The 25292-nt window shown below is 65.8% G+C and carries 25 protein-coding genes and 1 tRNA gene; 17 read left to right on the forward strand and 9 right to left on the reverse strand.

What is annotated here, in order from left to right:
* The first annotated feature begins 8 nt into the window (after positions 1-8).
* On the forward strand, positions 9-1355 hold the full coding sequence (locus tag QFZ54_RS14800) for a TldD/PmbA family protein (RefSeq protein ID WP_307088312.1): 1347 nt from the start codon (positions 9-11) through the stop codon (positions 1353-1355).
* Between the two features lie 43 nt (positions 1356-1398).
* Complete coding sequence (locus QFZ54_RS14805) at positions 1399-2163, forward strand: 3'(2'),5'-bisphosphate nucleotidase CysQ (protein ID WP_307088313.1); 765 nt, start codon at positions 1399-1401, stop codon at positions 2161-2163.
* A gap of 25 nt (positions 2164-2188) precedes the next feature.
* On the opposite strand, the gene QFZ54_RS14810 is transcribed toward QFZ54_RS14805, so the two are convergent.
* Positions 2189-3448: an MFS transporter gene (locus tag QFZ54_RS14810; protein ID WP_307089489.1), complete on the reverse strand. Its 1260-nt coding sequence runs from the start codon at positions 3446-3448 to the stop codon at positions 2189-2191.
* Between the two features lie 59 nt (positions 3449-3507).
* Positions 3508-3855 (reverse strand): antibiotic biosynthesis monooxygenase, encoded by a 348-nt coding sequence (locus QFZ54_RS14815; RefSeq protein WP_307088314.1) that lies wholly within the window; start codon positions 3853-3855, stop codon positions 3508-3510.
* A 192-nt stretch (positions 3856-4047) separates the two neighbouring features.
* Between QFZ54_RS14815 and QFZ54_RS14820 the strand changes: the two genes are divergently transcribed.
* Positions 4048-4662 (forward strand): class I SAM-dependent methyltransferase, encoded by a 615-nt coding sequence (locus QFZ54_RS14820; protein WP_307088315.1) that lies wholly within the window; start codon positions 4048-4050, stop codon positions 4660-4662.
* A 288-nt stretch (positions 4663-4950) separates the two neighbouring features.
* On the opposite strand, the gene QFZ54_RS14825 is transcribed toward QFZ54_RS14820, so the two are convergent.
* Entirely contained in the window at positions 4951-6111 is a 1161-nt protein-coding gene (locus tag QFZ54_RS14825) for a phospholipase D-like domain-containing protein (RefSeq protein WP_307088317.1), read from the reverse strand.
* A gap of 129 nt (positions 6112-6240) precedes the next feature.
* Here QFZ54_RS14825 and rpoZ point away from each other — a divergent pair, with 129 nt between their 5' ends.
* The gene (gene rpoZ / locus QFZ54_RS14830; protein ID WP_055882033.1) at positions 6241-6585 is read left to right on the forward strand and encodes a DNA-directed RNA polymerase subunit omega; all 345 of its coding nucleotides are present in this window, start codon (positions 6241-6243) and stop codon (positions 6583-6585) included.
* 550 nt (positions 6586-7135) lie between these two features.
* Here the strand turns inward: rpoZ and QFZ54_RS14835 are convergent.
* Both QFZ54_RS14835 and QFZ54_RS14840 read right to left on the reverse strand, forming a co-directional pair.
* The gene (locus QFZ54_RS14835; protein ID WP_056487962.1) at positions 7136-7807 is read right to left on the reverse strand and encodes an RlmE family RNA methyltransferase; all 672 of its coding nucleotides are present in this window, start codon (positions 7805-7807) and stop codon (positions 7136-7138) included.
* A complete protein-coding gene (locus tag QFZ54_RS14840; RefSeq protein WP_307088322.1) occupies positions 7804-8847 on the reverse strand; it encodes a Ppx/GppA phosphatase family protein in 1044 nt (347 codons plus the stop codon). Before QFZ54_RS14840 ends, QFZ54_RS14835 begins: the two co-directional genes overlap by 4 nt.
* Before the next feature lie 185 nt (positions 8848-9032).
* On the opposite strand from QFZ54_RS14840, the gene QFZ54_RS14845 reads away from it, so the two are divergent.
* The 9 genes from QFZ54_RS14845 to QFZ54_RS14885 all read left to right on the forward strand — a co-directional run bounded on the left by QFZ54_RS14845 (position 9033) and on the right by QFZ54_RS14885 (position 16114).
* Positions 9033-9106, forward strand: a tRNA-Gln gene (locus QFZ54_RS14845).
* Between the two features lie 120 nt (positions 9107-9226).
* On the forward strand, positions 9227-9964 hold the full coding sequence (locus QFZ54_RS14850) for a hypothetical protein (protein ID WP_307088324.1): 738 nt from the start codon (positions 9227-9229) through the stop codon (positions 9962-9964).
* Positions 9961-10878, forward strand: a complete 918-nt coding sequence (locus QFZ54_RS14855; protein ID WP_307088326.1) for a hypothetical protein — start codon at positions 9961-9963, stop codon at positions 10876-10878. Before QFZ54_RS14850 ends, QFZ54_RS14855 begins: the two co-directional genes overlap by 4 nt.
* A 116-nt stretch (positions 10879-10994) precedes the next feature.
* The gene (locus QFZ54_RS14860) at positions 10995-11285 is read left to right on the forward strand and encodes a multiubiquitin domain-containing protein (protein ID WP_307088328.1); all 291 of its coding nucleotides are present in this window, start codon (positions 10995-10997) and stop codon (positions 11283-11285) included.
* Complete coding sequence (locus QFZ54_RS14865; protein WP_307088330.1) at positions 11245-12486, forward strand: ThiF family adenylyltransferase; 1242 nt, start codon at positions 11245-11247, stop codon at positions 12484-12486. The genes QFZ54_RS14860 and QFZ54_RS14865 overlap by 41 nt, the downstream gene beginning before the upstream one ends.
* A 116-nt stretch (positions 12487-12602) precedes the next feature.
* A complete protein-coding gene (locus tag QFZ54_RS14870; RefSeq protein ID WP_307088332.1) occupies positions 12603-13409 on the forward strand; it encodes a hypothetical protein in 807 nt (268 codons plus the stop codon).
* Positions 13410-13496: 87 nt separating this feature from the next.
* Positions 13497-14474, forward strand: coding sequence for a hypothetical protein (locus QFZ54_RS14875; protein WP_307088334.1), 978 nt, complete (start codon positions 13497-13499; stop codon positions 14472-14474).
* Positions 14475-14722: 248 nt separating this feature from the next.
* Positions 14723-15175 carry a hypothetical protein gene (locus QFZ54_RS14880; protein ID WP_307088336.1) on the forward strand — a complete coding sequence of 151 codons (453 nt, stop codon included), beginning with the start codon at positions 14723-14725 and terminating at the stop codon, positions 15173-15175.
* Positions 15176-15484: 309 nt separating this feature from the next.
* Entirely contained in the window at positions 15485-16114 is a 630-nt protein-coding gene (locus QFZ54_RS14885) for a hypothetical protein (RefSeq protein ID WP_307088337.1), read from the forward strand.
* A gap of 451 nt (positions 16115-16565) precedes the next feature.
* Here QFZ54_RS14885 and QFZ54_RS14890 read toward each other — a convergent pair whose 3' ends face one another.
* The 3 genes from QFZ54_RS14890 to QFZ54_RS14900 form a co-directional block, all read right to left on the reverse strand.
* A complete protein-coding gene (locus QFZ54_RS14890) occupies positions 16566-16853 on the reverse strand; it encodes a hypothetical protein (protein ID WP_307088339.1) in 288 nt (95 codons plus the stop codon).
* Between the two features lie 757 nt (positions 16854-17610).
* On the reverse strand, positions 17611-18837 hold the full coding sequence (locus QFZ54_RS14895) for a PDDEXK-like family protein (RefSeq protein WP_307088341.1): 1227 nt from the start codon (positions 18835-18837) through the stop codon (positions 17611-17613).
* Between the two features lie 168 nt (positions 18838-19005).
* Positions 19006-20646, reverse strand: a complete 1641-nt coding sequence (locus QFZ54_RS14900; RefSeq protein WP_307088343.1) for a hypothetical protein — start codon at positions 20644-20646, stop codon at positions 19006-19008.
* A 486-nt stretch (positions 20647-21132) separates the two neighbouring features.
* Here QFZ54_RS14900 and QFZ54_RS14905 point away from each other — a divergent pair, with 486 nt between their 5' ends.
* Positions 21133-22185, forward strand: coding sequence for a hypothetical protein (locus QFZ54_RS14905; RefSeq protein WP_307088345.1), 1053 nt, complete (start codon positions 21133-21135; stop codon positions 22183-22185).
* Here the strand turns inward: QFZ54_RS14905 and QFZ54_RS14910 are convergent.
* Positions 22166-23296, reverse strand: coding sequence for a hypothetical protein (locus QFZ54_RS14910; protein WP_307088347.1), 1131 nt, complete (start codon positions 23294-23296; stop codon positions 22166-22168). The two genes, QFZ54_RS14905 and QFZ54_RS14910, sit on opposite strands and share 20 nt — an antisense overlap.
* Before the next feature lie 519 nt (positions 23297-23815).
* Between QFZ54_RS14910 and QFZ54_RS14915 the strand changes: the two genes are divergently transcribed.
* From QFZ54_RS14915 to QFZ54_RS14925, 3 genes are all read left to right on the forward strand, one after another.
* Positions 23816-24046 (forward strand): hypothetical protein, encoded by a 231-nt coding sequence (locus QFZ54_RS14915; RefSeq protein ID WP_307088349.1) that lies wholly within the window; start codon positions 23816-23818, stop codon positions 24044-24046.
* The gene (locus QFZ54_RS14920; protein WP_307088350.1) at positions 24043-24357 is read left to right on the forward strand and encodes a hypothetical protein; all 315 of its coding nucleotides are present in this window, start codon (positions 24043-24045) and stop codon (positions 24355-24357) included. Before QFZ54_RS14915 ends, QFZ54_RS14920 begins: the two co-directional genes overlap by 4 nt.
* Positions 24358-24464: 107 nt before the next feature.
* Complete coding sequence (locus tag QFZ54_RS14925; protein WP_307088352.1) at positions 24465-25259, forward strand: hypothetical protein; 795 nt, start codon at positions 24465-24467, stop codon at positions 25257-25259.
* Positions 25260-25292 lie beyond the last annotated feature (33 nt).

Below are 25292 nucleotides of genomic sequence, written 5' to 3' on the forward strand. Positions count from 1 at the left end.
TCGCTGATATGCTGACCCCAGACCAAGCCCGCGACCGCGCCCACGACATCGTCCAGCGCGCGAAGGCGGCGGGCGCCGACGCCGCGGATGCAGTGTTTGCCGCCGACGCCTCGCTCGACGTGTCGATCCGCCTCGGCAAGCTCGAGGATATCGGCCGCTCTGAAAGCGAGGATCTGGGCCTGCGCGTGTTCGTCGGCCAGCGTTCCGCCAGCGTCTCGACCTCCGACTTGTCGACCGCCGCGATGGACGCGCTCGTCGAACGAGCGGTGGCGATGGCGCGCGAGGCACCGGAGGATCCCTGGGCTGGCCTAGCCCCCGCCGATCGCCTGCTCCACGGCATCATTCCCATGCTCGGCCTAGACGACGGCGGCGAGGTTAGCCCCGAACAGTTGCGCGACGCAGCCCTCGAAGCCGAAGATGCCGCGCGTGCGGTCCCCGGCGTGTCGAACAGCGAAGGCGGCGGGGCGAGCGCCTCGCGCAGCGTCTGGGCGCTCGCCACCAGCCACGGTTTCGCCGGCGCCTATGCCGCGACTGGCTACGGCGTCTCGGCCAGCGTCTTGGCAGGCGAGGGCGGCGGCATGCAACGCGATTACGCGCACAGCAGTGCCCGTCTCCGCGCGCATCTCGAAGCGCCAGACGCGATCGGCCGACGTGCTGGCGAACAGGCGGTCGCCCGGCTCAATCCCGGCCGCCTCGTCAGCGGCGCGACGACGATCGTCTACGACCGCCGCGTCGGCGGATCGCTGGTCGGCCACATGCTGGGCGCGATCTCGGGCCAGGCGATCACGCGGAAGACCAGCTTCCTGCTCGATTCACTCGGCAGCCAAGTGTTCGCGCACGGCATCACCATCCGCGACGATCCGCACCGCCCGCACGGCCTGCGCTCGCGCCCGTTTGATGGCGAAGGCCTGCCGGTCTCGCCGAGCGACATCATCGAGGACGGGATGCTCGAACGCTGGCTGCTCGACTCCGCATCGGCGCGTCAGCTTGGCCTGGAACCGACCGGCCACGCCGCGCGCGGTGTCGGCGGCGGACCCGGCGTGGCGACCAGCAACGTGTTCATGGAACCGGGCCATATTCCGCTCGAAACGCTGATCGCCGACATCGAATCGGGCGTCTACGTCACCGAGTTGATGGGCGGCGGCGCGAACGGCGTGACCGGCGACTACAGCCGTGGCGCGGCGGGCTTCAGAATCGAGAACGGCCAGATCACCACGCCGGTCGCGGAGTTCACGATCGCCGGCAACGTCAAGGACATGTTCCTTGCGATGACGCCCGCCAACGACCTCGAATTCCGCTACGGCGTCAACGTGCCGACGTTGCGCGTCGAGGGGATGACGGTGGCGAGTGGCTGATCCGTCTAGCGGACCCGAGCGGTCGCCTGAGTGGCTGCGGGCGATGGCGGACGCCGTCGCGGGGATCGCCGCGGAGGCCGGGGCGATGGCGCTCGACCGGTTCGACACCGATTTCCAGCGCTGGGAGAAGACCCCCGGCAGCCCGGTCTGCGAACTCGATATCGCGATCGACCGGATGCTCAAGGCCAGGCTGTCGGCGCTGCTGCCCGAAGCTGGCTGGCTGTCCGAGGAAACCGCCGACAATGCCGACCGCCTCGCGCACGACCTGCTTTGGGTGGTCGACCCGATCGACGGTACGCGCGACTATATCCGCGCGCGGCCCGGCTGGTGCGTTTCGGTCGCGCTGGTCGACCGCGGGCGCCCGGTGATCGGCATCCTCGAAGCCCCGTCGCGCGACGAACGCTGGCACGCGGTGGCGGGGCAGGGCGCGACGCGCAACGGCGTGCCGCTCCAGGCCGGCGACCGCACCGACTTCGCCGGTAGCCGCACGCCTGTGGACGCGCTTCCCAAGGCGGACCGCGACCTCGTGATGGTCCACAAACCCAATTCCATCGCGCTGCGCATCGCGATGGTCGCCGCCGACGAGGCCGACCTCGTCGCGACGCTTCGCTGGGGCAATGAATGGGACATCGCCGCCGCGGTGCTGGTCGCGAGCGAAGCGGGGGCGGCGGTGAGCGATGCGCTGGGCGCGCCATTGGTGTTCAACAAGCCACGGCCGCAGGCGTTCGGGGTGCTGACGTCTACGCCGGCGATACACGCGGCAGCGGTGGACCGCTTGGCCGACCGGGCGCGGGGGTTGCTGGCGTAAGGCCGGATCTCTCGCACCGCCGAGCCTAGGCGTCTTTTGCGTCCTTCAGGGCTACCCAGGCATAGGCGATCATCACTGCGCACGCGGCACCCGCGACCAGATACGGCAGCGAGTGCTGCGCTTCGTACAAGCCGACCCCGATCGACGGGCCGAGGACGAAGCTCGCGCCGTTGATCGACGTCACCTTGCCCGCGACCGAGCCTTGCGCGTTGGCCCCGACCGCCAGCGACGATCCCGCGGTGAACCCTGGTCGGGTGAATCCGAAGCCGAGGCTCGCCAGCGCGTAGGCGGTCGCGATCGTATAGAGCGACGTCGCGATTCCCGTCAGCGCGGTGCCGGCGGCGGCCAGCACCAGCCCGGTCAGCACGAGTTGCCGCGGGGTCATGTTCAGCCGCGGAATGATGCCCCATTGTGCGAGCAACGCCGCGCCCGCGCCCATCATCAGGACGATGCCGGTCGGCTCCAGCGCGAGCGCGGGGGCGAGGTGGAGGCGGTCGATCACGAGGAAGCCGATCGCCTGGCCCGTCATCGCCTGAGCATGGCCCATCACCAGCCCGGCGATCATCCAGGCACGGATGCGCGGATCGGTATAGCCGACATGCTCGACATGGGAGCCGGTGGCGGCGGCGACCGAAGCGCCGGTCGGCGCGCCGCCGATCGAGGGGTAGGCCGAACTTGCGCCGTGCGTCTCGTGCGGGGCGACGATCTTGTCGTCGGGCAGCATCCGCCGGACCGTGATCCACACCGCCACGCCGAACACCGCGAACAGGAACGCCGGGCCCGCCAGCCCGATCTCGACCCCGCCGATCGAGCCGAGGATCAAATACGGCGCGATCGCCGGCCCCAATATCGTGCCGAGCCCAAATGCCGAGGCGAGCAGCGTCAGCGCCTTGGTCCGTTCCTCGCGAGTCGTCTCGCCGGCGACCAGCGCCTGGACCGCGGGCGGGGCCGCGGCGCCGAACGCACCGTAGATCAGCCGTCCGCCGATGAAGCACAGGAACGCGGTCGTGCCGCCGATCCAGGCGTTGATCCCCGCGAGCAGGAACACGCCGCACAGGGTCAGCGATACGCTGAACCCGCCGACCCCGAGCAGAATCATCGCCCGCCGGCCGTGCTTGTCCGACCGGTTGGCCCAGAACGGCGCGGCGATCACCCATAGCAGGGCCGAGACCGAGAACGCCGCCGCGACCGCGCTGTCGGCGACGCCGAGCGAGCGACCGAGCGCGGGCAGCACCGACTGCAACGCGGTATTCCCCGCCGCGATCGTCAGCATGACGAGGAACATCAGCGCGAAGCGGCGGTCGATTTTGGGGCCTTCGGTCGTGGTCCCGGTCGCCGGGCCGATCACGGTCGAGTCCAATCATAGGCACGCTCGATCCGCGAGACGTTCACCGAATAGCTGTCGTACCAGAGCGATCGTCCGTGGTCGCGAATCGCGGTGTGCTCGGGATGGTCGCGCCATGCGATCGCCGCGGCGTCGTCCGCCCAGTAGCTTATAGTGATCCCCATACCGCACGCCTCGCGCGCGCTGTCACCGCCCGCCTCGCGCGCGCTGTCGACACCGCGATAGCCCGGCTGCTGCGCGGCGAGCGCGTCCATCGCCGCCGCCGCCCGGCCGTAACCGATCGGGTTCGCGTCGTTACGGATCGACACGAAAATAACCGCAATCCGTCCTGTACGATCGTCGTTCATGACCGGTTCTTAAGCGATGCGGTACGCTTGGCAAAGCGGGAGCCAAAGCGGGTGAACCGCTTGGCGCAGAACGACTTCCGCTTCGGTTCGTCGCCCGATGCAACCCGCGGGCCTTGAAACGCGTTCGGAATTCGTGCGACGGGAGGGCCAAAGCCTCGCCAGCGTGCGGGACCCCTGACCGTAAGGAACGCGATGCCCAGTTCGACCACCGCCACCCGGCGTGCACGCAGCCGACCCGCAGGCGTGCCGTCCCCGTGGCAGATGTTCTTTTCAGGGTTCCTGAAACACCCGGTCATGGTCGGCTCGATCGTGCCGTCGTCGGACAAGCTGATTCGCAAGATGCTCGGTCCTGTGGACTGGGCGAACTGCAAGCTGTTCGTCGAATACGGTCCGGGCGTCGGCACCTTCTGCCGCCCGATTCTCGACCGCATGGCACCCGATGCCAAGCTGGTGGTGATCGATACCAACCCCGAGTTCATCCAGTATCTGCGCCACACGATCACCGACCCGCGTTTCTTCGCGGTGCTGGGGTCGGCGGACGAGGTCGAGACGATCGTTGCGGTTCACGGTTTCGAAAAGGCGGACTACGTGTTGTCCGGGCTTCCTTTCTCGACGCTGCCCCCCGGCGTCGGTCCGGCGATCGCAAGCGCCACGCATTCGGTGCTGCGGACCGGCGGCGCGTTCCTGGTCTATCAGTTCTCGCCCAAGGTGAAGGACTTCCTGACGCCGCATTTCGTGTCGATCGATCACGACATGGAGTGGTGGAACGTCCCGCCGGCCCAGCTGTATTGGGCGTGGAAGGACTGAGGCAGGCGCGGCCACGCCCGCGCCGATGCGCAAAGCGATAGCGCAGCGCAGCGTCAGGCCCGGCCGGCGGGTCGGCTAGAGAGCCGAACCCGTCCGACGGCGGCTTTGCCGTCGGCGCTGGTGTTGCGTTACGTCGGGTAGACTCAAAGCTCGCCCAACACCCCTCCGTCATCCTGAAGAAAGTCAGGACCCAGAGCCCAAAGCGGCAGCTTCCGTTATCCTGGGTCCTGACTTTCGTCAGGATGACGGGAGTGTTGGTCTCAGTGTGGCACGCCTCGCTCGACGTCCCTACTCGTCGATCCCGAAGTTCAGTCCGCGCGACAAGCTCGGGTCCACCACCGCGACCACGAAATACGCTCCGAGCTGCTTGATGCGTTGCACCCAGCCGGTGTTCGCCTGGTACAGTTCCTTTGTCACTTCGGTCGATTTCGCGACTTCGCCGTCGATGTAGCCACGGACGTGCGCCGCGAACGCCGCATCCTCGATCCGCAGCATCAGTTCGAGGTTGATGAACAGGCTGCGCATGTCGAAGTTCGCCGAGCCGATGTGCACCGCATCGTCGATCACGTAGAGCTTCGTGTGCAGCTTGGTCGGCTGGTATTCGAACAGCCGCACGCCTTTGCGCAACAGACCGGCATAGGTGAACCGCGCGGCGGCGATCGTGGCGTTGTTGTCCGATTTGCTCGCGGTGACGATCCGCACGTCCGCCTGCCGGCGCCCGGCTTTGTCGAGCCGCCGCAGCAGCGTGGGGCTGGGCGTGAAATAGCCGGCGATGATGTCGATCCGTCGTCCGGCGCGCATGTCGTCCCGCACCGCGCGTGCCCAGGGCGACAGTTTCCGCGTCGGTCCGCCGATCAGCCACCGCGTCGCGCCCTTCGTCTCGCTCCAGTGCGACAGCGCCGCGTTGAGCCGGCGCAGCTTGCCCTTGGGCTCGTGGATCCAGTCCTTCAGCGCATCGAAATACCCTGCCAGGCGTCCCGCTGCCGGTCCCTCCACCAGCAACCCCAGATCGCGCCACGCCTGTTCGGCCGCCGTCCCGAAATAATCGTCCTCGATGTTGAACCCGCCGATGATGATCCGCGTCTCGTCGGCAAGCGCGAGCTTCTGGTGGTTGCGCAGCAGATAGCGGCGACCGAACCGGGCGGAGAAGCGGCATACCGAGATACCCGCGGTCTCTAGCGGTTCGAAAAAGGCCTGGGAGGCGTCGTCGCTACCGAAGCCGTCGACGATCAGCGCGACCTCGACCCCGCGTTCGGCAGCGGCGAGGAGCGCGGCATTCACGCGCTTTCCGGACTCGTCGTCGGCGTAGATGTAATAGAGTATGCGCAACGTCCGCTCGGCACCGTCGATCAGCGCGAGCACGGCGTCGATGCGCCGGGGGCCGGTATCGAGCAGCGTCATCTGGTTGCCGTCGACGGCGAAAGTCGGCTGTTCCGCGGGATCTTCCATGGTGCGCCTGATGGACACCGGGCGCGCGAGTGGCAACCCGGGGGGCGGCATCCGCGCATTTCTTGACTTTGCAGGCCACCCCCCGTAGGCAACGCATTCTCATTCTATCGTTGTTACGAAGGAAGCCGCATGGCGCGCGTTACCGTCGAGGATTGTGTCGACAAGATCCCCAACCGGTTCGACCTGGTGTTGTTCGCGGCCCAGCGTGCGCGCCAGATTTCGGGCGGTGCAGAACTGACGCTCGATCGCGACCGCGACAAGAACCCGGTCGTCGCGCTGCGCGAGATCGCCGACGAGAACGTCAAGCCGGCGCATCTCAAGGAACAGGTCATCCAGGGCCTGCAGAAGGTTCGCGTCGACGACGACGACGAGGTCGACGCCGTCGGCAGCCTGGCAGCTTCGGCCGAAGCACTGCGTCTTACCGCTGCTGCGCCGCCGCGGAACCAGAATCTTGGGGCGGATTACGAGGGTTGAGGCAGCAGGATTAGCGAAAGCTAATCCGCGGCTCGGCCGAAACCCCGGCCGGCGGGCATCGCCCGACCGACGACGCGGCTTTGCCGCGGCGCGCGAAACAGAGAGAGCCCGTGGACCAAAGTCCGCGGGCTTTTTCTTTATACCCTCTCCCTGAAGGGGAGAGGGAAGGGGCCCGCGGCGCTTGCCGTGGGAAGGGTGAGGGCACGGGTTAAGTCGGTCCACCCCAAAGCCGTCATTCCCGCGGAGGCGGGAACCCATATTGGCCAGCTTATCGTAGGATCGCGACCGTCCGAGAATATAGATCCCCGCCTGCGCGGGCATGACGAAGACGTGGGTCGTTGATCGACGCATCACATCTGGCGAGCCTCGCCCATGTTCTCCCGCGAAGGCGGGAGCCCAGTCTGGATCCCCGCCTTCGCGGGGAAACATGCTTATGCTTCATTCCGGCCGCATCGCTTGCGACCACCCTAAGGCAGGGCGCCACGGCAAAGCCGCGTCGTCAGTCGTTGCTGCGCAACGCTGGCCGGGGTCGGTCAGCGGATTAGCCAGGCTAATCCGCTGACCGACCCTTAAACCCCTGCGCCACGACGAACCACTCGACCGACCCCTTGCGGCTAGCCGGCGGCTTGGCATGCTTCACCGTCTTGAAGTTCCGCTTCATCTCCGCGACCAGTTCGGAGTCCGCACCGCCCGCGAAGACCTTCGACACGAACGTGCCGCCCGGCTCCAGCACCTCGCACGCAAAGTGCAGCGCCGTCTCGACCAGCGCCATCGTCCGCAAGGCATCGGTCTGCGGATGCCCGACGGTGTTCGCCGCCATGTCCGACAGCACCAGATCCGGTGCGCCGCCCAAGGCTTCGATCAGCTTGCCGGGTGCGGCATCGTCGAGGAAATCCATTTCGAAGATCGTCACGCCCTCGATCGGATCGACCGGGAGCAGGTCGATGCCTACGACCGTTGCCTTAGGGATGCGCCGCCGGATCACCTGCGCCCAGCCGCCCGGCGCGAGGCCCAGATCGACGACGCGCTTCGATCCCCGGATCAGCTCGAACCGCTCGTCCAGCTCGATCAGCTTGTAGGCGGCGCGGCTACGGTACCCGTCGGCCTTGGCACGCTTCACATACGGATCGTTCAGCTGCCGCTCGAGCCAGCGCGTCGACTGCGCGGTCCGCTTGCGCGCGGTGAGCACGCGGACATGCCCGCCGGAGCCGCCGCGGCTCATGCCGTCGCTCCCGTGGCTTTGCCGGGCTTGGGCGAACCCATCAGTCCGCGCAGTATGCCTTCGCGAATACCGCGGTCGGCGATGCCGAGCCGCTCGGCGGGCCACAAATCCATGATCGTCTCCAAAATCGCACAGCCCGCGACCACCAGGTCGGCGCGCTCGTTGCCGATGCACGGCAGCTTGGCGCGCTCCGTGATCGACATATGGGAAAGGTCGGCGCTGATCTTACGCATCGCCGAGGCCGGCACGATCAGCCCATCGACCACCGACCGGTCGTAATGGCTGAGCCCGAGATGCACGCTGCCGAGCGTCGTCACCGTGCCGCTGGTGCCGAGCAGCCGGGGCCGCTCGATATGCCGGGGGAGGCGACTGGCGAACCCCGCGAAGCTGTCCGCGACGACCTGTCGCATCTTCGCATAGGCAGCGCGCCGACCGTCCTCACCCTCGCCGCCGCCGGCATGCTCGGTCAGCGACACCACGCCCCACGGCGCCGAATGCCAGTCGAGCACGGTCGGAACAGGCGTCGAGGTATCGATCAGCACCAGCTCGGTCGATCCGCCGCCGATATCGAACACCAGCGCGGGATCCTCCCCCGGCTCGATCAGCGCATGGCAGCCGAGCACCGCCAGCCGCGCCTCTTCCTCGGCGGAAATGATGTCGAGGTGGATGCCCGTCTCGGCCAATGCGCGCGCGATGAAGTCCGGTCCGTTCGACGCCTGCCGACAGGCCTCCGTCGCGACCGATCGCGCCAGCGTGACGTTGCGTCGCTGAAGCTTGTCCGAACACACGCGCAAGGCGGCGATCGTCCGCTCGATCGCCGCGTCGCTCAGCTTGCCGGTCGAGGCCAGACCCTCGCCCAACCGGACGATACGCGAGAACGCGTCGATCACCGCGAACCCGCCGGCTTGCGGCCGCGCGATCAGCAATCTGCAATTGTTGGTGCCGAGATCGAGCGCGGCAAACGCCTGCGCATCGGCCCACCGCCCACGGGAGGGCCGGGTCGTCGCCGGACGGGCAGGACTACCCTGCCGGAACGGCATTCGGGCGGAAACATCCCCCATCGCCGTAAAACTCGCTATCTATGTCTGCCGCCGCGGGAAAATACCCGCCCGGTGCTTGGCGGTGAATGTAGCGCGGCGGCGCGATTACGCAAGCCAAGTGGCACATCGGCAACATCTTGGCGTTGACAGCGATAAACCGCCCCCGTAGAGCCCGCCCTCGCTGATGCCCCGTCGTCTAATGGTAAGACTGCGGTTTCTGATACCGCCTATTGAGGTTCGAATCCTCACGGGGCATCCAGCGCTTCTATCCCTTTGCAGTATGATTGCTCCGCGGGCGCACAAGATTGCACCTCTCTAGCGGCTTCTCCAGCAAGGTATTCGCGCACACTTCTCGGCTTTCGAAAGCGGAGAGTAAGTCGTGCAGCTCGAGCCACCGTCACCGACTCAAGCGGTTATCCGCGATGACCAAAACGAACGCATAGGCTGGTTCCTCAGCCTGACGGGCGACGAGACGAGACGTCCGACGCTAGTCGTGGCCGCGGTTCTCGCGCCCGTTCCTGAACCGATCGTCTCGCTCGCCATGCGGCTGATGTGGGGCGACCAATGCATCGCCGAGAAGCCGGTCTGGTTCGCCAAGTTCGCAACGGTCGACGAGGCCGCAGTCCGATACGACTGGCTCATCGAGCATCCCCAGGAACTGGAGTTCTGGGCATGCCAGGCGGAGATGAGCTCTGCTGATGCGCTGCTCGAACTCATAGAGGAAGGCATCCAGCTTCGACAGCTGGAGCGGCAAGAAGCCGAACACGCAGCGCAAGAGGAAGCCGACCGGGCTGCACAGATGGCTACAGCCATCGACACCCGCTGGATCGAATCAAATGGAATGTTCGGCATCGCCCTACACCGGGGTCACGACGTCTCGCCGTTCTGGACGATGCTGTTCCGAGAAAACTGGGAGCGCGACAGGTTTTACGACTGGTGGGTACACCAGCACCATCTCCTCGCCGATGTCGCCGAGTTCCTCGAGAAGAACTCCAAAGCCGACTTGGAAAAGCTTCTCCTCCACAAAATGCTCCTCACCGAGCAGGCTGTGAGGAAGGCCGGTCTCGGTTCCGGAGGAAGACGCCCGTTGCGATTCTGGCGGGGGGACGAGGCATGAACCTCGCGTCGGCGAACTTGCATCCGATCCATCAGTCGACGACGTCCGGCTCGTCCGTAGGGTCACGGATCGACGTTCCCGAGACGAGTCCCTGTGCGATCGTGGCGCAGGGCTACTCCAGCTGTCCCATGCCTCTCGGCCTCGATCGCCCTCTGGACCTGAAGGGTGGCGACCGGTTGGAGCCAACCGGACTGCCGATGCAGCTGAGGCTGAACTGGCTGCCGGAAGTCACGAGCCTGGTGGCCGCTGCATGCCGGGATCAATCCCTGCAAGGCGCCCAGTGGTTCAAGATGCGTCCCATCGCGCTGTCCGGGAGACGGGGCTTGGGAAGAACACATATCTGCCGGACCGTGGCGAGGGCTGCGGGAGTCCCATTCCTCAAACTCGACGTGAGCAGCGCTTCCGAGGCGACGTGGTCGTCATACGGCATGGGAGGTCCCGACATTCCCATGCCTTCGAGGGTCGTGTTGGCGATGGCGTCCTCAGGATGTGCAAACCCCCTGGTGCTCGTGACTGGTGTGGACGAATCCGCTCCCGAGACTGCCGAGAACGTGGCGTCCATGATCGCCAGCCAGAGCAGCGCCCGCTGGGTGGATGAAGCGCTCGAAGCCGTCATCGACTTGAGCAACATAAGCTGGATCGTCCAGACCGAGGATGGCGACAACCTCCCTCCATCATTTCCGGCCGACCTAGATGTCGTGGAGTTGGCGAAACCGGACCGGTACGGCGCGGCGCTTCTCGGGCTCAGCCTGTTCAACGAGGTGATCGCCGACCTTCAGCTCAGTCGAGGAGGGCTGGAACCCGTACTCAGCTTCATCGTCGACTACGTCCGAAGCCACAGCTTCCCGTCGGTGATGGAGCTCCACCGCATCGTCCTCGATGCCGTCGTCGAATACGACCGCGCCCGTCGATGAAGCGAACGTCCGATCCGCCGGTCCGCGCGCGAGCCCGCTCGCCCCCGTCCGCGCCAATCGCGCTGACCGACAACTACAGAACGAGGATGACTAGTATGACAGAAGGCAGAAGTCTGGTGACCGTAGGAAACCAGGAGGAAGACCCGAGCGGCGGGAAGAATGCGGGATCCGACTGCCGCGCGATCGTCGTGAACGGGCGCAAGTGCGTCGTAAGGTCGGAGGACGTCGGTTTCGACCAGGTCGTCCGGCTCGCTTTCGGAGGCGAGGAGCCGACCCATTCGCGGTCAATGAGCGTGACCTACCGTCGAGGACCCGCAACCGCGGCGGAAGGAATCCTCAGCCACTACCAGCGGATCCCGCTCATCGATGGAGAGGAGTTCATTGTCACTCGCACCGACAAGTCCTAGCCCGGACGTCCAGCGGCTTCGCGACGAGGGATACGCCGTATCCCTCGTCGCAGGGCACCTCGTCGTGAGCGACATCCCCTTCGCCGATGCGGACCGGAAGGTCTCGAAAGGAAGGCTGATGGTGCCCATCGACATGGTGGGCGACCGCACCGCGGCCCCCACCAGGCACGACGCCTTCTGGTCCGGCGGCGCCCCCTGCGACCAGTACGGCGTTGCGCTCTCGAGCCTCATCACGATGCCGCTCGTCCACGACCTGGGAAACAGCCTGTCGTCCGATCACCATCTCTGCAACATGCCGGTCGGCCGTGAGTTCTCGGACTATCACGAGCTCGTCGTCGCGTACGTGGCCCTCATCTCGGGCCACGCCTCGGCACTGGATCCAATGGCGACGGCACGAGTAAGACGACGGACCGTCAAGGCCGAGAACCCGCTGACCCCGTTCAACTACGTTGATACCGCGACGTCGCGTGCGGGCGTCGGCGCCCTCACGTCGAGGCTCGAGGGCGGACGGATCGGGATCGTCGGCCTTGGCGGGTCGGGTTCCTACGTGCTCGATCTGGTCGCCAAGACGCCCGTCTCGCACATACACCTCTTCGACGGCGACGTGTTCCTGCAGCACAACGCCTTCAGGGCGCCCGGTGCCGCCACGCTGGCGGAGATCGGCGCCCGACGTGCCAAGGTCGACCACTTCGCGTCGGTCTATTCCCGGATGCACAGAGGCATCGTTCCCCACAAGGTGAAGCTCGAGGGCGTCCATCTGCGTCTTCTGGACCACGTCGACTTCGCCTTCATCTGTATCGACGACGGCGTGTCCAAGCGACCCGTCATCGAACGGTTGGAGCGAAACGGCACGGCGTTCGTCGACCTAGGCATGGGGCTGGAAGTGACGGAGGCGGGGATCCTGGGCTCGGTCAGGGTCACCACCAGCACCGACTCGATGCGGTCGCACGTCCGGGACGGACACCGCATACCGTTCGCGGCGGGTGGAGCTCCCGACGCCTACGAAACCAACGTGCAGGTCGCCGACCTGAACGCTTTGAACGCGGCGTTGGCGGTCATCAAATGGAAGCGGTTGCGAGGGTTCTACGCGGCTGGCGCCTCCGAGCACCACTGTCTCTTCAGCATCGACGGCAACCAGCTGCTGAACGCCGACGAGGTCGATCGCCCTGCGTCCGACGCGAGCGCGACGGGGAGGCAATGACCGCAGGGGCGGGCAAACCGGGCGCCGTCGAACCGGATGTCCGGGGTGGCGGCGGGCGACGGCCGCACAGGAAGGGAGAATGGAGGGGGCGCTGATCCGCGATTGGAGAGCAAGGCATGAAATCAATGTACGAGACGGCCCGGTCGCGGATGTATCCGCATCTGGTCACGCGCGGTACCCGTCGTCCGACGTTCTGGAACATCACGGTCTCGAACGTCCCGCTCGACGAGGACAAACCACAAGGGCCCCATGTCCTGGTCGGACCGCGAATGCTGGACGTGACGGGCAACCTGACCGACCGGGGCAGGTCCGCGGTCGCCGAATACGCGGCCGCGCGCGCGAAGCGCGACGAGAGGGACCTGTGCGTGGTCTGGGGCGAGCATGACTGCACATGGTACGATCAGGACGGCACCGCGATACCGGGGGCGACGCCGCCGCAGGCGTTCGAGACGCTGAACCCCTACATGTACGATCAACTTCCGATCTCGGCAGAAGCATGCTGGGTCTACAAGCTGCCCGAAGGTTCCGAGCCGTCCCATCTCTGCGTACTGCGGATCGATGCGACCCGGATCGAGATCGCTCCCGGCGAGACGTCGATCCTCGGCGAGTTCGACGAACGACCGGTCGTGGGGGAGCGTGATCCCGCCAGCGAGATGTTCGATGCCGAAGGGCGTCTACGTCCACCGTCCACGTACCGCGGACAACCCGTAATCGAGGTCGAAGACGAGCACACCCTCATCGGCCCCGTGCAGCCGAGCCAGGACGGCGTGATACTGCGCACGCCGTGGCCGCGCCACATCAGGGAGGCGTGCAACGCGATCGCCGGCTGCGACATCGACGAGAGGATCGTCGCCTCGATCTTCGGACTTGCGCATGTCGCGGCCGATGACCTGCCCCCCGCCGGCGTCGCCGATATCACGTGAACACTTGTTCCCAGTGGCGCGAACCGCTTCTCAACATCGACATCCCGTTCTAAGTCATCGTGGATAGGCGACGGACCCGGAGGATGCGTGATCGACGACCGCGAACTGGACTGGATGGCTGCGCTCGATTGGTCGAAGCATGGGGCCGCGCAGGAACGCAGCGTCGTGACGAAGGGATACATCCCCTTGGCTACAGCCTTGGAAAGGCTGGCGCGACACTCGGTCGACGTCTGGCCCGAGTCCGACGACGGGCGCTACTTCCTAAAATGCGCGGGACTAAGACCGCGTGGCGACTGGGTACCGGCGGAACTGGCGTTCGACGAGGACGGAATGCCTCACCACTCGGTGCATGCCCGCAGCGCGCCGGCACTGGTTGCCGATGCGGAGTACCTCGCCGTTCCGATCTCATCCGCGTCCTCGGTAACGCGTGACGAGTGGGAAAGCGTCGGTATCGTCGGGGGAGACGACTGGGAATGGGGGATCGGCGCGAGACGGGTCTGGGCAAAAATCGCACCCGCCTTCGCGCAAGCAGCTTTCGAAGGGCGGATAAAGACGTACTATCGTGGACTTGGCGGCGGCAAACCGAAGCGTCTGGATAACGCTCTCTGGGAGCTTGAGTTCGAGATGGCGGTGCGGCGGGCCGCGGCCTGCGCAATCTACATGGACAACGAGGCATGGGCGTTCGACCAGAGCCTGAAGGCCGAACACCCGATATACGTTAAAGAAGAAGGTCTGGAGGTAGCGCTGCAGGCGGTTGCCCGTGAAACGTACGCTTCTGCTCTCGATCTTAGCGATGTCGGCCAATTGCATCGGCCGATCGATGATCATCTACCTGCGGAAGCCCGGATCGTGACCCGCCTCGCGCATCTTCTCACCGTGAGCGATCCTCGTACAAGCTCTAAGGACATCTTGTTTGACGCGCTCGAGAAGGACTTCGCCTGCGAGTTCAGCGAGCGACAGCGCAAAAGGTATTGGAGACTGGCGAAGGCGATGATCGACGTCGTTCTCCGCAAGCGTTACGAAATACCGGGCCCGAAGCCCAAGGCGCCGACTGAACTGCGCTGATCCTCGGGATATCACTGCCCCCGCCAGGCGCGTTCGAGCCGAGAACCCCCATTCTGCATTCCGGAATCGCGTCGGTGCAGGCCGTGATGGGTGCACCCGGACGGAACCGGGCGCCAATCCGCTGATCGGTACGCAATCGGGACGTTTGGACGTCAATTAAAGCCGGTACCGTCCTCATTAGCCCGCCTGATCGCGCGCATGTCCTAGTCGCCAGCCAACGTCAGCTGGTCCTCGAAGGACAATGCGACATGAACAAACTCCTCAACGACATCGGCCTGGAGACGCACACGGCCCTCCACGATCGGCCCACCCCCGACCGGCACCCGAAGGCGCGCGGGGGACGTCCGACGCGGGAGATCCGCGTCGCGGATCCGGCGATCGGATCCCCGGCCGGCGTTGGTCCGCTGGCCAGTCTGCAGTCGTTTCGGTCGCTGGCGGCGTCCCTACCGCTCCATGTGGCCGAGGCGCTCTACGAAGCCGCTACTCAGATCTCCAGTAAAGGGTGCGGAACCGTGGTGGACGAGGCGCGGCAGCACGCCCTGGACCTGCTCGCGGCCGATCCGGCATCCACCCCGTCCGACTTCCGCCGCATCAGCAGGCAGAATGTGGAGGCCTTCGTCATGGCGCTCAAGCCGTACGAGATCGAAGCGCCAGGCGGCCGGCTCCCGGATCGCGACCCGCGAGCGGGCGACCGCTCCTAAAGGTCGGCCTGGGCCGTGTCGGTGCAGCCGGCGGCGTACGGGAAGTCGGGCACCCGTCGGACGGGCCGTCGGCAGGCCGCGCCGGTACCGAAGGGCATCACCATGAGAATGGTCGAACTCCATACGGCTCGGCAGGCCGAAGAGGCGTCGTTCGTCCCACCGTCTTCGGTCGGGGCGGAGCCCGGGATCTGAAGACCATCGCAGCGAGGGGAGGGCGGTGCGGAGGCTCGCCGCCGCGCCGTCGATCGGCGAGCAACGTGGGAAGGGTTCGCCCGGGAGCGAAAAGACACATCAGATGGGAGATAGGAAATGAAGTTCGTTGAAGAAGATGACGGCCGGCGCGGTTCGCCCGAGGTCGTCGCGGCGAAGGTCTATGAGGTCTCGGAACCGAGCGTCGTGCGTGTGCAGGCCTTGCGCTGGCCGTCCAACGATCAGGCCGCGAACGGTAAGAAGTGGGTCGTCAACCACATGTACCGCGATCTGCGTTCGTTCTCCTGGCAGGCGGCAGGGGAGATGCTCGCCGTGGAAGCCGATGCGATGACCGCGCTGTCGGTCATGACGGACGAGGGTGACCGGGCCCGTTTCATCGGCGCGCCCCGACTGGTCTCGAGCCTCCGCCAACTCGATCTGGGCGTAGCCGGCACGGTCGCCGCCCTGTCCGCCGCGCGGTGCGTGCCGATCATGAGCTGCAACGCCGGAGCGTTCGGCGGCCGTCACAGCGAGGTCGCGCCTGTGATCGGCTTCTACGCCAGGGGCGCCGCCGCTCCGCTGCTCGTCGCGATCGCCGCGGAGACCGGAGTTCTCCTGCGCAACCACCGATATGGCGACCTGGCTGTCGAGGCGACGACGATCGACCGAATGCACGCGTTCGGAAGGTCGCTCTTCGAGCACAGGGACGCGTTCATCGCGCTCAAGCTCCCCCGGGCCACCGCCATCTGAACAGCCACCGCAGGACGCCGTGGGAAACGGCGGGGCGGGCGCAATACCCGGCCGCCCCGATCTTCGTGCTTTCACGAGGAAAACTCTAGGGCCGCACAGATCTCCGCTACCCGAGACCCCGCCGCTCCTGCCCCCGATGCACCTCGGCGTTCAACTGCTCGGCGGGAGGTTGCGGGAGGTCGGAGGATCCTGCCGAAAGATCGGAAGGACTCCGGCGGTCCATATCGCCGACCTCGTCCACGATGGGGCGGGGGGTGAGCGTGCTACCGCCGTCGATTCACGCCGACGGTCGAGCTACGACGTACAGGTCGTCACCCCGTCGGTACGTTCGGAACGGCGGGATCCCATGACCCGTCAGCCGAGCCGCCCGCTCCCGACGAAGGCTTCGCAGGCTGATCCCATCCTTCGTCCGGCGATCAGGGCGGGTTCGCTGCGTTCAGCCTCGACGATGTCAGCCCGCGACGACGCTGTGCTCGCGGGGATCGGGCGCACGTTCCTCGACCACCAGCGCCACGTAGTCGTTCAGATCCCGCGGATTGAACACGCGTCCCACTACGGTCCAGAGCTCCCGGTTGGAGGGATCGTGACGGTCCACTCCCTGCAGCACGCCCGGGTTGACGATCATGTCGCCGATCATCGGGATCTGGCCCGCGAACGTCTCGACATCGAAGTCCTGCTCGTAGTCGACGAGGGTGCCGTCCTTCTCGCGAGTGTAGATCCTGATGGTGATGCCGGCCAACTCGGGACTCCTCATACCTGCAGCGTCCGACGGAGCTAGTCAGGCCCCTACGTGATTGCAACGATGCCGTTTCGTTCGAGGTGTCTGCAGGCGTGCCTCCAACCTGGTCTGCCGGGGCGGAAGCGGATGATCGACGCTCCGCGGCGAAGCGCACGTGAATACTTTAGCCGGTGGGGCCTAAGGGTAGGGTGCTCGCCCCTTGACGACAGTACCTGCGCGGATCCAGGTCGGTTCCGCGATCACGAAAATGCCCTGCCGATCGCGAGATCTACAGGGCATTGCGAGCCGTCACCGCCGTTCCCCCCGGAAGGGCAGGACGCTTAGAGCATGTATGGAAACCACTTCGTCTAGGGTCCGTTCCCCGCCCCAGGGCGCGGGTCTTCCTCATCCATGTCGGATAGGGCCGCCATCGCACTCGATATCCAAGCGGCGACGATGGAGAGGGATAGCCGATCGGCGAGCTCGAGGCTTTCCTGCAACTTGGCCTTCAAAAGCTCTAATGGTTCAGTGCCATCTTCCACGCCGCGTCGATATGCGCGCAAACCCAACCGTCCCGGGTAGATTTCGCATCCCAGCACTGTTTTTTGCATCAAGCGGGAGGCGCTCATCCCTCGAGGATGTCGCCACCGTCTAGAATTGCGCCGCCATCGCCGATAACGGACGCCGTCGAAGCTATGTAGGCGGTTCACCGAACCCCTGTTGCCCGACCGCCCGCGTCAAGCCGGTCGGTCGCTAGCCCCGGAAAGAACCTCCTAGGCTAGCCGCGGTCTGCGGGCGAAGCATGCAGTTCGGAGGGACGGCCGCGCTTTATCGCCGCATCCATCTCGAGGACCGCTTCGATCAGTCCGATCAGCGTTGTCGCTTGGAAATCGGACCATGCGAGACGGAGATTTCCCGTCTGCGCTTCGGCGGACATGCTCGCTGCGCGTTCGGCCGTGAGAAGGTCCCGGCTGAAGATCGTGACCCATTTCGCGCCGATGGACTTAGTCAGACCGGTGAACTGACCGGGACGCGCCCTGGCCGCCTCGTGGAGCGCCTTGCGATAGGCCTGATCGCCGGGCCCTATGATGAGCGATATGTTGAGACGCCCCGGCTTGGCGGCGTAGCTCTTGACCTCGAAGAGCAGCCCGCGGCCGGTCTTAGACCACTCCTTCGGATCGATCCTGAAGATGTCGCATGCGTCCCACCGGTCCACGGAGAACCGCATCAGCGATCCGCCTTCGGAGTCCATCGACAAGCCTCCGCACGCCCTGACCTCCTGGCCGACGACGTCGACCAGGCCGGCCGTGCGCGGCCTGCTGGCGAAGATGAAGTCGAGCGCTTCGGTGTGCCGTTCGTACAGCTTGGCGGCCAAGCCCCTGAGCTTCTCGTCCTCCACGATGTTCCTCCTGAGCATGTCGACATAGTGTTGAATGATGAGCTGGGTCGCGTCGGGCCCCGCTTCGGAACTCGCGAGCGTCTGCAACGTGTCGGCCAGCTGGATGTAGCTCAGGGCGTGGTAGGCCTCGTCATCCGGCGCATGACCGTCCGGGGTGAGGAAGACGAAGAGTTTCCGCCGGCTCGCATATTGGACGTCGACGAGTTCGCGGTACCGCCGGAGCTGCCCGTCACCCGCCTTCGCGTGGACCTTGTTCTCGATCACGACGACCAGGTCCAGGGCGTCGATCTCTATCAGCAGGTCGATGCTGTCGCGCTCCCTGTGGACGATCGCGTCGTCGAGGTCGCCGACGAGCAGTTCCAGTATGCTCACGGGCCGGGATCCGGGCGGCATCGCGTCGAGCACCTGCCTAAGGATCAGCTGCAGCGCACGCGGCCCGAGGCCGTGCGGCCGGCTGGGGGACAGGAGATAGGCGAGGAAGTTCGAGTGGCGGAGTTCTCCGTGGACGGCGCCCATCGCCTCGAACAGGTTGAACCGGGACATCCGCTTCTGGATCTCCCAGAAGCCGTCGTCGTCCAGCAGCGCACTGATGCCGTCATCGATCACGCCGATCCTCTCAGAAACATCGCTTGATCCACGTCGATCCCGATCCTGCTCGTACGACGATGCATCCCCATGGGGCCACTGTCATGCCTCGCGAAGGGAACCGAGACCTCGGCGGATCTGCGTTCGCCCGCCATGCATTCCGTCATGACGAACGACCCGGCTGGAGAATCAGCCAAGACGGACGTCAGCGGGCTGGCCGTTCTCGAGGCGGAAGTCGACCCAGACAGGCGCGAGGCGCTCTGATCGCGCGTCCGCCAGACCGGCAAGGATCTCAGAACTCGCGATCCCGACCGTGTCGAACAAGGCGTTCTCCGTACCTAAGATTAACGCCTTGGTTTCGTAGGAGGAGATGCCCTCGAGCTTCCCGCGCAACATCCGATCGAGCGCGACGGTCACCTCGCCGGTAGGCGAGTAACGTTCGGCAGCCATCCCGATGTCCTCGAAGCGCGCCTCCTTGCCCAACTCCCGTCCCGGGTAGGCGGCGAGCAGTTGATAACCGCACGCACGTGCGCGGATGCACGTGTACATCTCGTCGAACGACCGGACGATGACCGTCATCTGCTCCTCGATCGCCTTGACGTACTTCGAGGACGTCCATCCTCCCTTCTTCAGTGCGCCGAGTTCGTCGAGCTGCGTCTGCAGATCTCCCGCGAGATGGTCCTGCACGCGCACCAGTTCGGCTTCGTGCCGCTCGATCTCGTGAAGCACCTCGGTCGAAAGCTCGCCGGAGAGCACCGGTCGGGCGACCTGCCCGAAGTAGCGGATTGAGCCGGTCAAAGTCGCTCTGCGCTCGTCCTTCTGGAACCGCGACACATCCCTCAGCGACAGCTTGATCTCGTCGAGGCCCCGTTCGATGGCTTCCATCTTCTGCTGTTCGATCATCGCCGTAGTCAGCATGAGCAGCGCAGCCGGCCAGGCGATGGTTCCTGCCGCAACCGCGAAGAAGGGGATCTGGCCCTTGTGGCCCTGTGCCGATCCGACCAGCGCGCCGGCCTTCTTGCTGTAGGAGAGCGCCGCGGCGCCTCCTTCGATGCCAACGCGGACGAAATTGCCGTCCTTCAGGATCTGTTCGGCGGCGACGAGGGGCTGCAACGCCTTAAGAATCGGGGCGAGCGCACCAAGCACGTCGCCCCCGCCGTTAACCGGCCAGCCCGCCGTTCGCGCTTCCGGTAGGCGTGCGACCGAGAGGACCGGCGCGCCGTCCTCGGTCTGCAGGACCAATGGCGCATAGAGGTCGGAGCCGGCTTCCGGATCCGCGAGGACCGCTGGCGGGCCACCGTCCGACCCGTCGGGCATCCGTCCCTCGGCCACGAGCTTACGACGGAGATGGGCCGTTTGAAGCAGGGCTGCCGCGAACGGTGGCCATGCATCGGAACTAAGGATGCCAGCCGTCGCGGCGGATGCAGCAAGGCACGCGGCGTCGACCACGGGTTGGCGATCCTCGGGACGTAACGAGCCCAAGTGTTGGACCGCGAACATGTTCAGCAGACCGGCCTCGTTCCGATCTGTGTCCGCCGTCGTGGGCACTCCTATCTTCCTGCACAGGCCACTGATCATGAAGTCGTAGGACGGCCGCCCGGCGTCCTTCGTCGAAAGCGCCAAGACCCCCAGTCGGTAGATCTCGTCGCCAATGCGATCCGCATACTGGACGTGATCGGGATTGTGCATCTCGAAGGAGCGGCTGATCTTCAGGAAACTCGCCGGGGACGCCGCAAGCGCATTCACTAGCGGGGCGAGCTCGTCATTTCGGCACGCGGCCAGAACTTCGTAGATTTCCGCATTTGCTGCGGCATGCTGTTCGTCGACCACGCGTTCCCCCCGAGCTTCGCTGGTGGAATACACCGGTGCCCTCCGATAGACGACCGGTTTCGACTACGTTCCCGATACCGCTACACTCGCCATCGGGACTCGTCAGCGATCGCAATCCATACACGGACAGGACCGGGAAGCCGGACTCCGCTCGGGATGGACCCATGTGAAGTCGTCCGCACACGTCGGCGGCCGTCGCATCGAGGGAGGGGGCCATACGGCGCCTCTATTGCAGGGAGACCTGGGTCACGACGGTTCCGGCGTTGGGAGATCGGCCTCGCGGGTTCGCTGTCGCACCGACGCAGGAGCGCGAACGGTCCGGCTTCGGTAGCCCCCGGCATATCTAGGCTGAGATAGAGGGAGGGGAGGATTCCCTTCCGGATCCAAGCACAAGGCTGATCCTCGAAAGTATTGGCTGCGGCGGTCCAAGACCACCATCTGCATGAGGACTGCAGGATGAGTTTTGCAGCGTCAAAACGACGCAGGATGAAAGCCAAGATGAGCAAGGAAGTCGACTTGACCGGAGTGCATCCGGTCAAAAGGGCGGAGACGCTTCGCAGGATCGAAGTGGTGAAGGCGTTCATATCCCTCAGTCGTCCCACCAAGGCCGAGGGGGAGCGGCATGCGAAATCGCTGGGCATCGGGTACAACCAGTTCCTCGTGCTCGTTCGCGCGTGGATGGAGCACGGCCGTGCAAGCGCGATGCCGGGTGCGAAAAAACGCATGAGGCTCTTCCACGAGCATCAACTCCGCAGGCTGGACCCCGCAATCGAAGAGATCATCGCCGATGTGATCGAGGAGAAGGGGGCGTTCGGCCGCCTCACGGTCATACTCGACGCCGTACGGCATCGCTGCGAGGAGGCGGGCCTGAAGCCTCCGACCATGCAAGGCTTGCGACCTCGTCTGGACGAGGCGCGACGTCGGGCTCCATCGTCCGATCTCGACGGTCGGGCCGTTCTGATCGGCCGCGCCCTGACCGACGTTCCGGTATTGCATAACGACGGGGTCATGGAGCCGGCGCTGCTGGTGCTCTCGATACAGGCGAGCACCCGCAGGGTGCTCGCCTATGGGGTCGGCTCGCCGTCGCGCCCGCCTGAAGTCGCCGCCGTCCTCATGGAGACCGTCAAGTATCCCGTCGTCGCCGTGCAGCGAGACATACGGGTCTCCTTGCCGCCCGGTTTCGAACGCGACCGGCTGATGGTCGCGGCGCGCGCCGCCGGCTTGGACGGCGTGACTTGGCTCAGCGGCACGCCCGCCCCTCACGACAGCGTATACGCAGTGTTGGGCGGACGCCTCGGCGACGTGCGTGTGGGCGAATTCCAGCAACGCCGGAACTGGAAGCTCCAGCCCGTGCTCAACGCGCGAACGGCATCGCCGCTCTCGGAAGGCGAAGTCGAAGCCGTGATCGCCGCGGCGGTCGCCGAACATAATGCTTCGCATCCACCGCTGGACGCTGAGCCGGTCCCAGCCGCGCCTGGCGATGTGAATATGATCGAGCGTCTCCGGGATGCGTTCGAAGCTACTGCCACAAGGTCCTAGCGGCGTTGCGCAGGAGTACCGAGAGTTTCTTGCGGGTTTCCGTGGTCGCCTCGTTCTCAGGCCCGTCGCCGATCAGGCTATCGTTGTGACGTGACATGGCGCGGGAGAGCAGGGCGATCACCTGCTTCCTGTTCACGACCGGAAAGTCGTCGGGATCGAGGGAAGAGGCGCCTTCGCCGGTCACCATGCGCACCCTGCCGAGAGAAGGGCCGAGGGCCGCGCGCACCAGCCGACCCGGACTGTCCTCCTGCTGCATCCAACCCGCCTGCCGCGAGAACACGCGCAACATCTCCATCACACCCTGATCCGTTATCGCGACGGTGACTGTGGTCTCCTCCTCCGCCGCCGCGATGCCGGGAAGAGGAGTAGCGTCAAGGTAGCGCGCCGCCGTTCGCGCTGCGACGGCTAGCGTCCGCGGTCCGGGTGAGTCGGTCACCACGGCGGCACCGAGCGCCAAACGGCTTCCAACATCCAGGACAATGGTGCAGCGCCAACCGCGGCCATGGTCGTCGCGCAGCGCCAGCGAGACCTCGTCGAAGGTGATGTGACGACCCAGAATCAGTTGAGCGGGCGGGGCGGCACGGAGTTCGTGCACGATCCGGCGAACTGCGTTCTGAGCCAGGTCGACCTTCTTGAAGCGCGGATCGCGCAAGACCGAAGTGACGACCGCGTCGACCGCGACCCCAGAATCCGGGGACGTACCCCCCTCGATGCCGCGTACGATGGTCTTCACGACCTCGTGCGCTTCCTGCTTGGCTCCCCAGACCGGACGGGCATGCGGCTCGGTCCGAAGACGCAGCAGTGACAGCGACCGGCCGTCCCTTCCATTCTCGGAGACAGCCGCTTCCGCCCTTTTCCAGCTCTGGACGATGTTGCGAAGCGCCCCCTGCGCCAAGCCGGTGTCCTCACAGAGACGCTCCTTGATGCCCTCCGGGTCGCCGCGCGGCAGTTCCGTCCACGCCTTAATGGCACCCAGGCGCCTTAGGATCGCGTCCCGTCGAACCGGGCTCGCCGCCAACCACGCTTCCAGCTCCTCGACCGGCAGGGAACCTCCAAACGCCCACTGGAGCATCTCATCAGCGCCGCCGGTGAGCGCTTTGCTTCTGTTCATTCAGACAGCCTTCGATCTTTCATTTCAATCACGAGGAAAATTAAAAACATTAAGCACAGATTTTACGGAACCTAACCAGGTGCCAACCATTCGGCAGTGAGGAACATCCTGAACATATAAAACGGAAAGGTATGTTAGCATGGATAGGACGCCAGGCAAGTGGAATGCGAAGGAGGGCAGCGCGGGCCAGCGCGTCGTCCAACCGGATGGGGAGGAGGCGTCATCCGACCGGGTGAGCGGCGAGGTGTCGAACCCTCTAAGCACGTGGGCGGCCGTCTGGGTCGTACGGTCCGGCCTCGCCGGAGCCGTGGACCCAGCCATCTCCGCCATACGGTTCGGCTTAAGCAGCGCCGCAGGGATATCTCCACCGGACGAGGTGGTCGCCAGCTGGCACGACCCCGCCGCGCGAGACCGTCGCGGCACGTGGGACCGTGTTCGTCGGCCAAGCCGCACCAGAGCGCGGCTTCCCCCCCGTCAGTCGAAGTGAACGATACCAGACATTCAGGAGAACGAGCCGTGATGAAGACCAACAGGAAGACCCACGCCGTCACCACCGTCCACACCCCGCGTCCGTCGAACCGGCGTCGCATCCGGCGCATGCGCTGGCGTGCGGCGCCGCAGGCGAACCCGGAGCGCTTCTACGACGTGCTGCGCGGCATGGTGCCGGGTGAGACCCTGCGCTTCGGCAAAACCGTCGTGAGCGCGTCGGAAGCCGCGAGCGGCTGCGTCTACAAGCTGACCCGCGCATGAGCGGCGTGCGCGTGCCGGTCGCGACCGCGCCGTCGTACATTCCGATCCTCACGGTCGTCACCGACCGTGAGGACGGGGTCGCCATCGGCTCCGTCGTCGTCCTGGACGGATCGGACTCGATCTACCTGGGCAGGACGGCGACCGGAGGTCACGCCTTCGCGATCAAGGGCGGCAGGTCCACCGAGAAGGCGGGGCGTACCCCGATGGTCGTAGTCAAGAGCTTGGCGAGGGCCATGGAGCAGGGGCGCCTCGGCCGAACGGTCCGACGCCGCGGTCCCAGACCCGGCCAGTCCTGGGGGCGACAGTCGTGAAGTCGGAGCCGGAAGCGGCCGCCGACGCGAAGCCCGGGCGGATCAGGATCCCAGTATCGCAGATCGCGGTGAGGGGTACCAAGCTGGACGCCCTCTACGATCCGGCGATGGCGCCGACCCGCGCGCGCATCCTTCCCATCGCGGACCTGAACCGGGAAGCGATCGAGAACGCGCAAGCGATGGCGACCCTGATCCGCGAGGAGGACGGAGGGCCGCTGCGAACCTTCAGTGGAGGGCTCACCCATGAGAACGGCTGGCACCCCTCCTACAAGGCCCGCCGCCTGCTGCACTGGGAAGGAGAGGCGCAGCTCGAATACATCACGGCCGCGGACCTCGATCACGACGTCGTTCACGTGGGCACCGAATGTCTCCGCGTCGAGTTCCCGCTCGACGGCGCCATGGTTCACTACACGGTCGACGTGGAGACCGTCGGACCCGATGGAAGACGCCGTGCAATCGAGATCAAGCGTGACGAGAAGGATCTCGAGAACCAGGCGTATCGTCTCAAACTCGCCTACGTCCGCGAGATCCTGCGCCGATGCGACATCGATTTCCGGATCGTCCTGAGAAGCGAGATCTTCGCAAGCCGCCAGCACCGTCGCAACGTCGAGGACTTCGCGTCGCGCCGCTTCCGCAGCATCGAGCTCGCCCCCGGCAAACGCTTCGAGCGCTACGCCGCAGCCAACGAGACCTCGACCTACGGTGAACTCGCCGCGGCGATCGAACCAACTTCCCAGGTCCAAGGGCGTGCCACCGTCCAGGCGCTCGTCGCGCGGCGTCGCGTAGTCATTGATCTGACCGGGCCGGTCCGCGACACGACCCCGGTGCGCATCGTCGGTCTCCGCAAGAAGACCCGTGCCGCGTCACGTTCCTCCCGTCGGGCGACGCCCGGGAACGCCTGAGGCGACGACGTCAGACGAGCCCCGACCGGCTCG

Source organism: Sphingomonas faeni (assembly GCF_030817315.1).
Classification (GTDB): domain Bacteria; phylum Pseudomonadota; class Alphaproteobacteria; order Sphingomonadales; family Sphingomonadaceae; genus Sphingomonas; species Sphingomonas faeni_C.

Coding starts and splice junctions, on each gene's coding strand:
- rpoZ (WP_055882033.1), top strand. CDS start 6,241: ATGGCGCGCGTTACCGTCGAGGATTGTGTCGACAAGATCCCCAACCGG.
- QFZ54_RS14810 (WP_307089489.1), bottom strand. CDS start 3,448: ATGTTCCTCGTCATGCTGACGATCGCGGCGGGGAATACCGCGTTGCAG.
- QFZ54_RS14865 (WP_307088330.1), top strand. CDS start 11,245: ATGGAGAGGAGTTCATTGTCACTCGCACCGACAAGTCCTAGCCCGGAC.
- QFZ54_RS14885 (WP_307088337.1), top strand. CDS start 15,485: ATGAAGTTCGTTGAAGAAGATGACGGCCGGCGCGGTTCGCCCGAGGTC.
- QFZ54_RS14840 (WP_307088322.1), bottom strand. CDS start 8,847: ATGCCGTTCCGGCAGGGTAGTCCTGCCCGTCCGGCGACGACCCGGCCC.
- QFZ54_RS14835 (WP_056487962.1), bottom strand. CDS start 7,807: ATGAGCCGCGGCGGCTCCGGCGGGCATGTCCGCGTGCTCACCGCGCGC.
- QFZ54_RS14910 (WP_307088347.1), bottom strand. CDS start 23,296: ATGAACAGAAGCAAAGCGCTCACCGGCGGCGCTGATGAGATGCTCCAG.
- QFZ54_RS14800 (WP_307088312.1), top strand. CDS start 9: ATGCTGACCCCAGACCAAGCCCGCGACCGCGCCCACGACATCGTCCAG.
- QFZ54_RS14870 (WP_307088332.1), top strand. CDS start 12,603: ATGAAATCAATGTACGAGACGGCCCGGTCGCGGATGTATCCGCATCTG.
- QFZ54_RS14805 (WP_307088313.1), top strand. CDS start 1,399: ATGGCGGACGCCGTCGCGGGGATCGCCGCGGAGGCCGGGGCGATGGCG.
- QFZ54_RS14925 (WP_307088352.1), top strand. CDS start 24,465: ATGGCGCCGACCCGCGCGCGCATCCTTCCCATCGCGGACCTGAACCGG.
- QFZ54_RS14915 (WP_307088349.1), top strand. CDS start 23,816: ATGAAGACCAACAGGAAGACCCACGCCGTCACCACCGTCCACACCCCG.
- QFZ54_RS14855 (WP_307088326.1), top strand. CDS start 9,961: ATGAACCTCGCGTCGGCGAACTTGCATCCGATCCATCAGTCGACGACG.
- QFZ54_RS14920 (WP_307088350.1), top strand. CDS start 24,043: ATGAGCGGCGTGCGCGTGCCGGTCGCGACCGCGCCGTCGTACATTCCG.
- QFZ54_RS14905 (WP_307088345.1), top strand. CDS start 21,133: ATGAAAGCCAAGATGAGCAAGGAAGTCGACTTGACCGGAGTGCATCCG.
- QFZ54_RS14815 (WP_307088314.1), bottom strand. CDS start 3,855: ATGAACGACGATCGTACAGGACGGATTGCGGTTATTTTCGTGTCGATC.
- QFZ54_RS14825 (WP_307088317.1), bottom strand. CDS start 6,111: ATGGAAGATCCCGCGGAACAGCCGACTTTCGCCGTCGACGGCAACCAG.
- QFZ54_RS14880 (WP_307088336.1), top strand. CDS start 14,723: ATGAACAAACTCCTCAACGACATCGGCCTGGAGACGCACACGGCCCTC.
- QFZ54_RS14820 (WP_307088315.1), top strand. CDS start 4,048: ATGCCCAGTTCGACCACCGCCACCCGGCGTGCACGCAGCCGACCCGCA.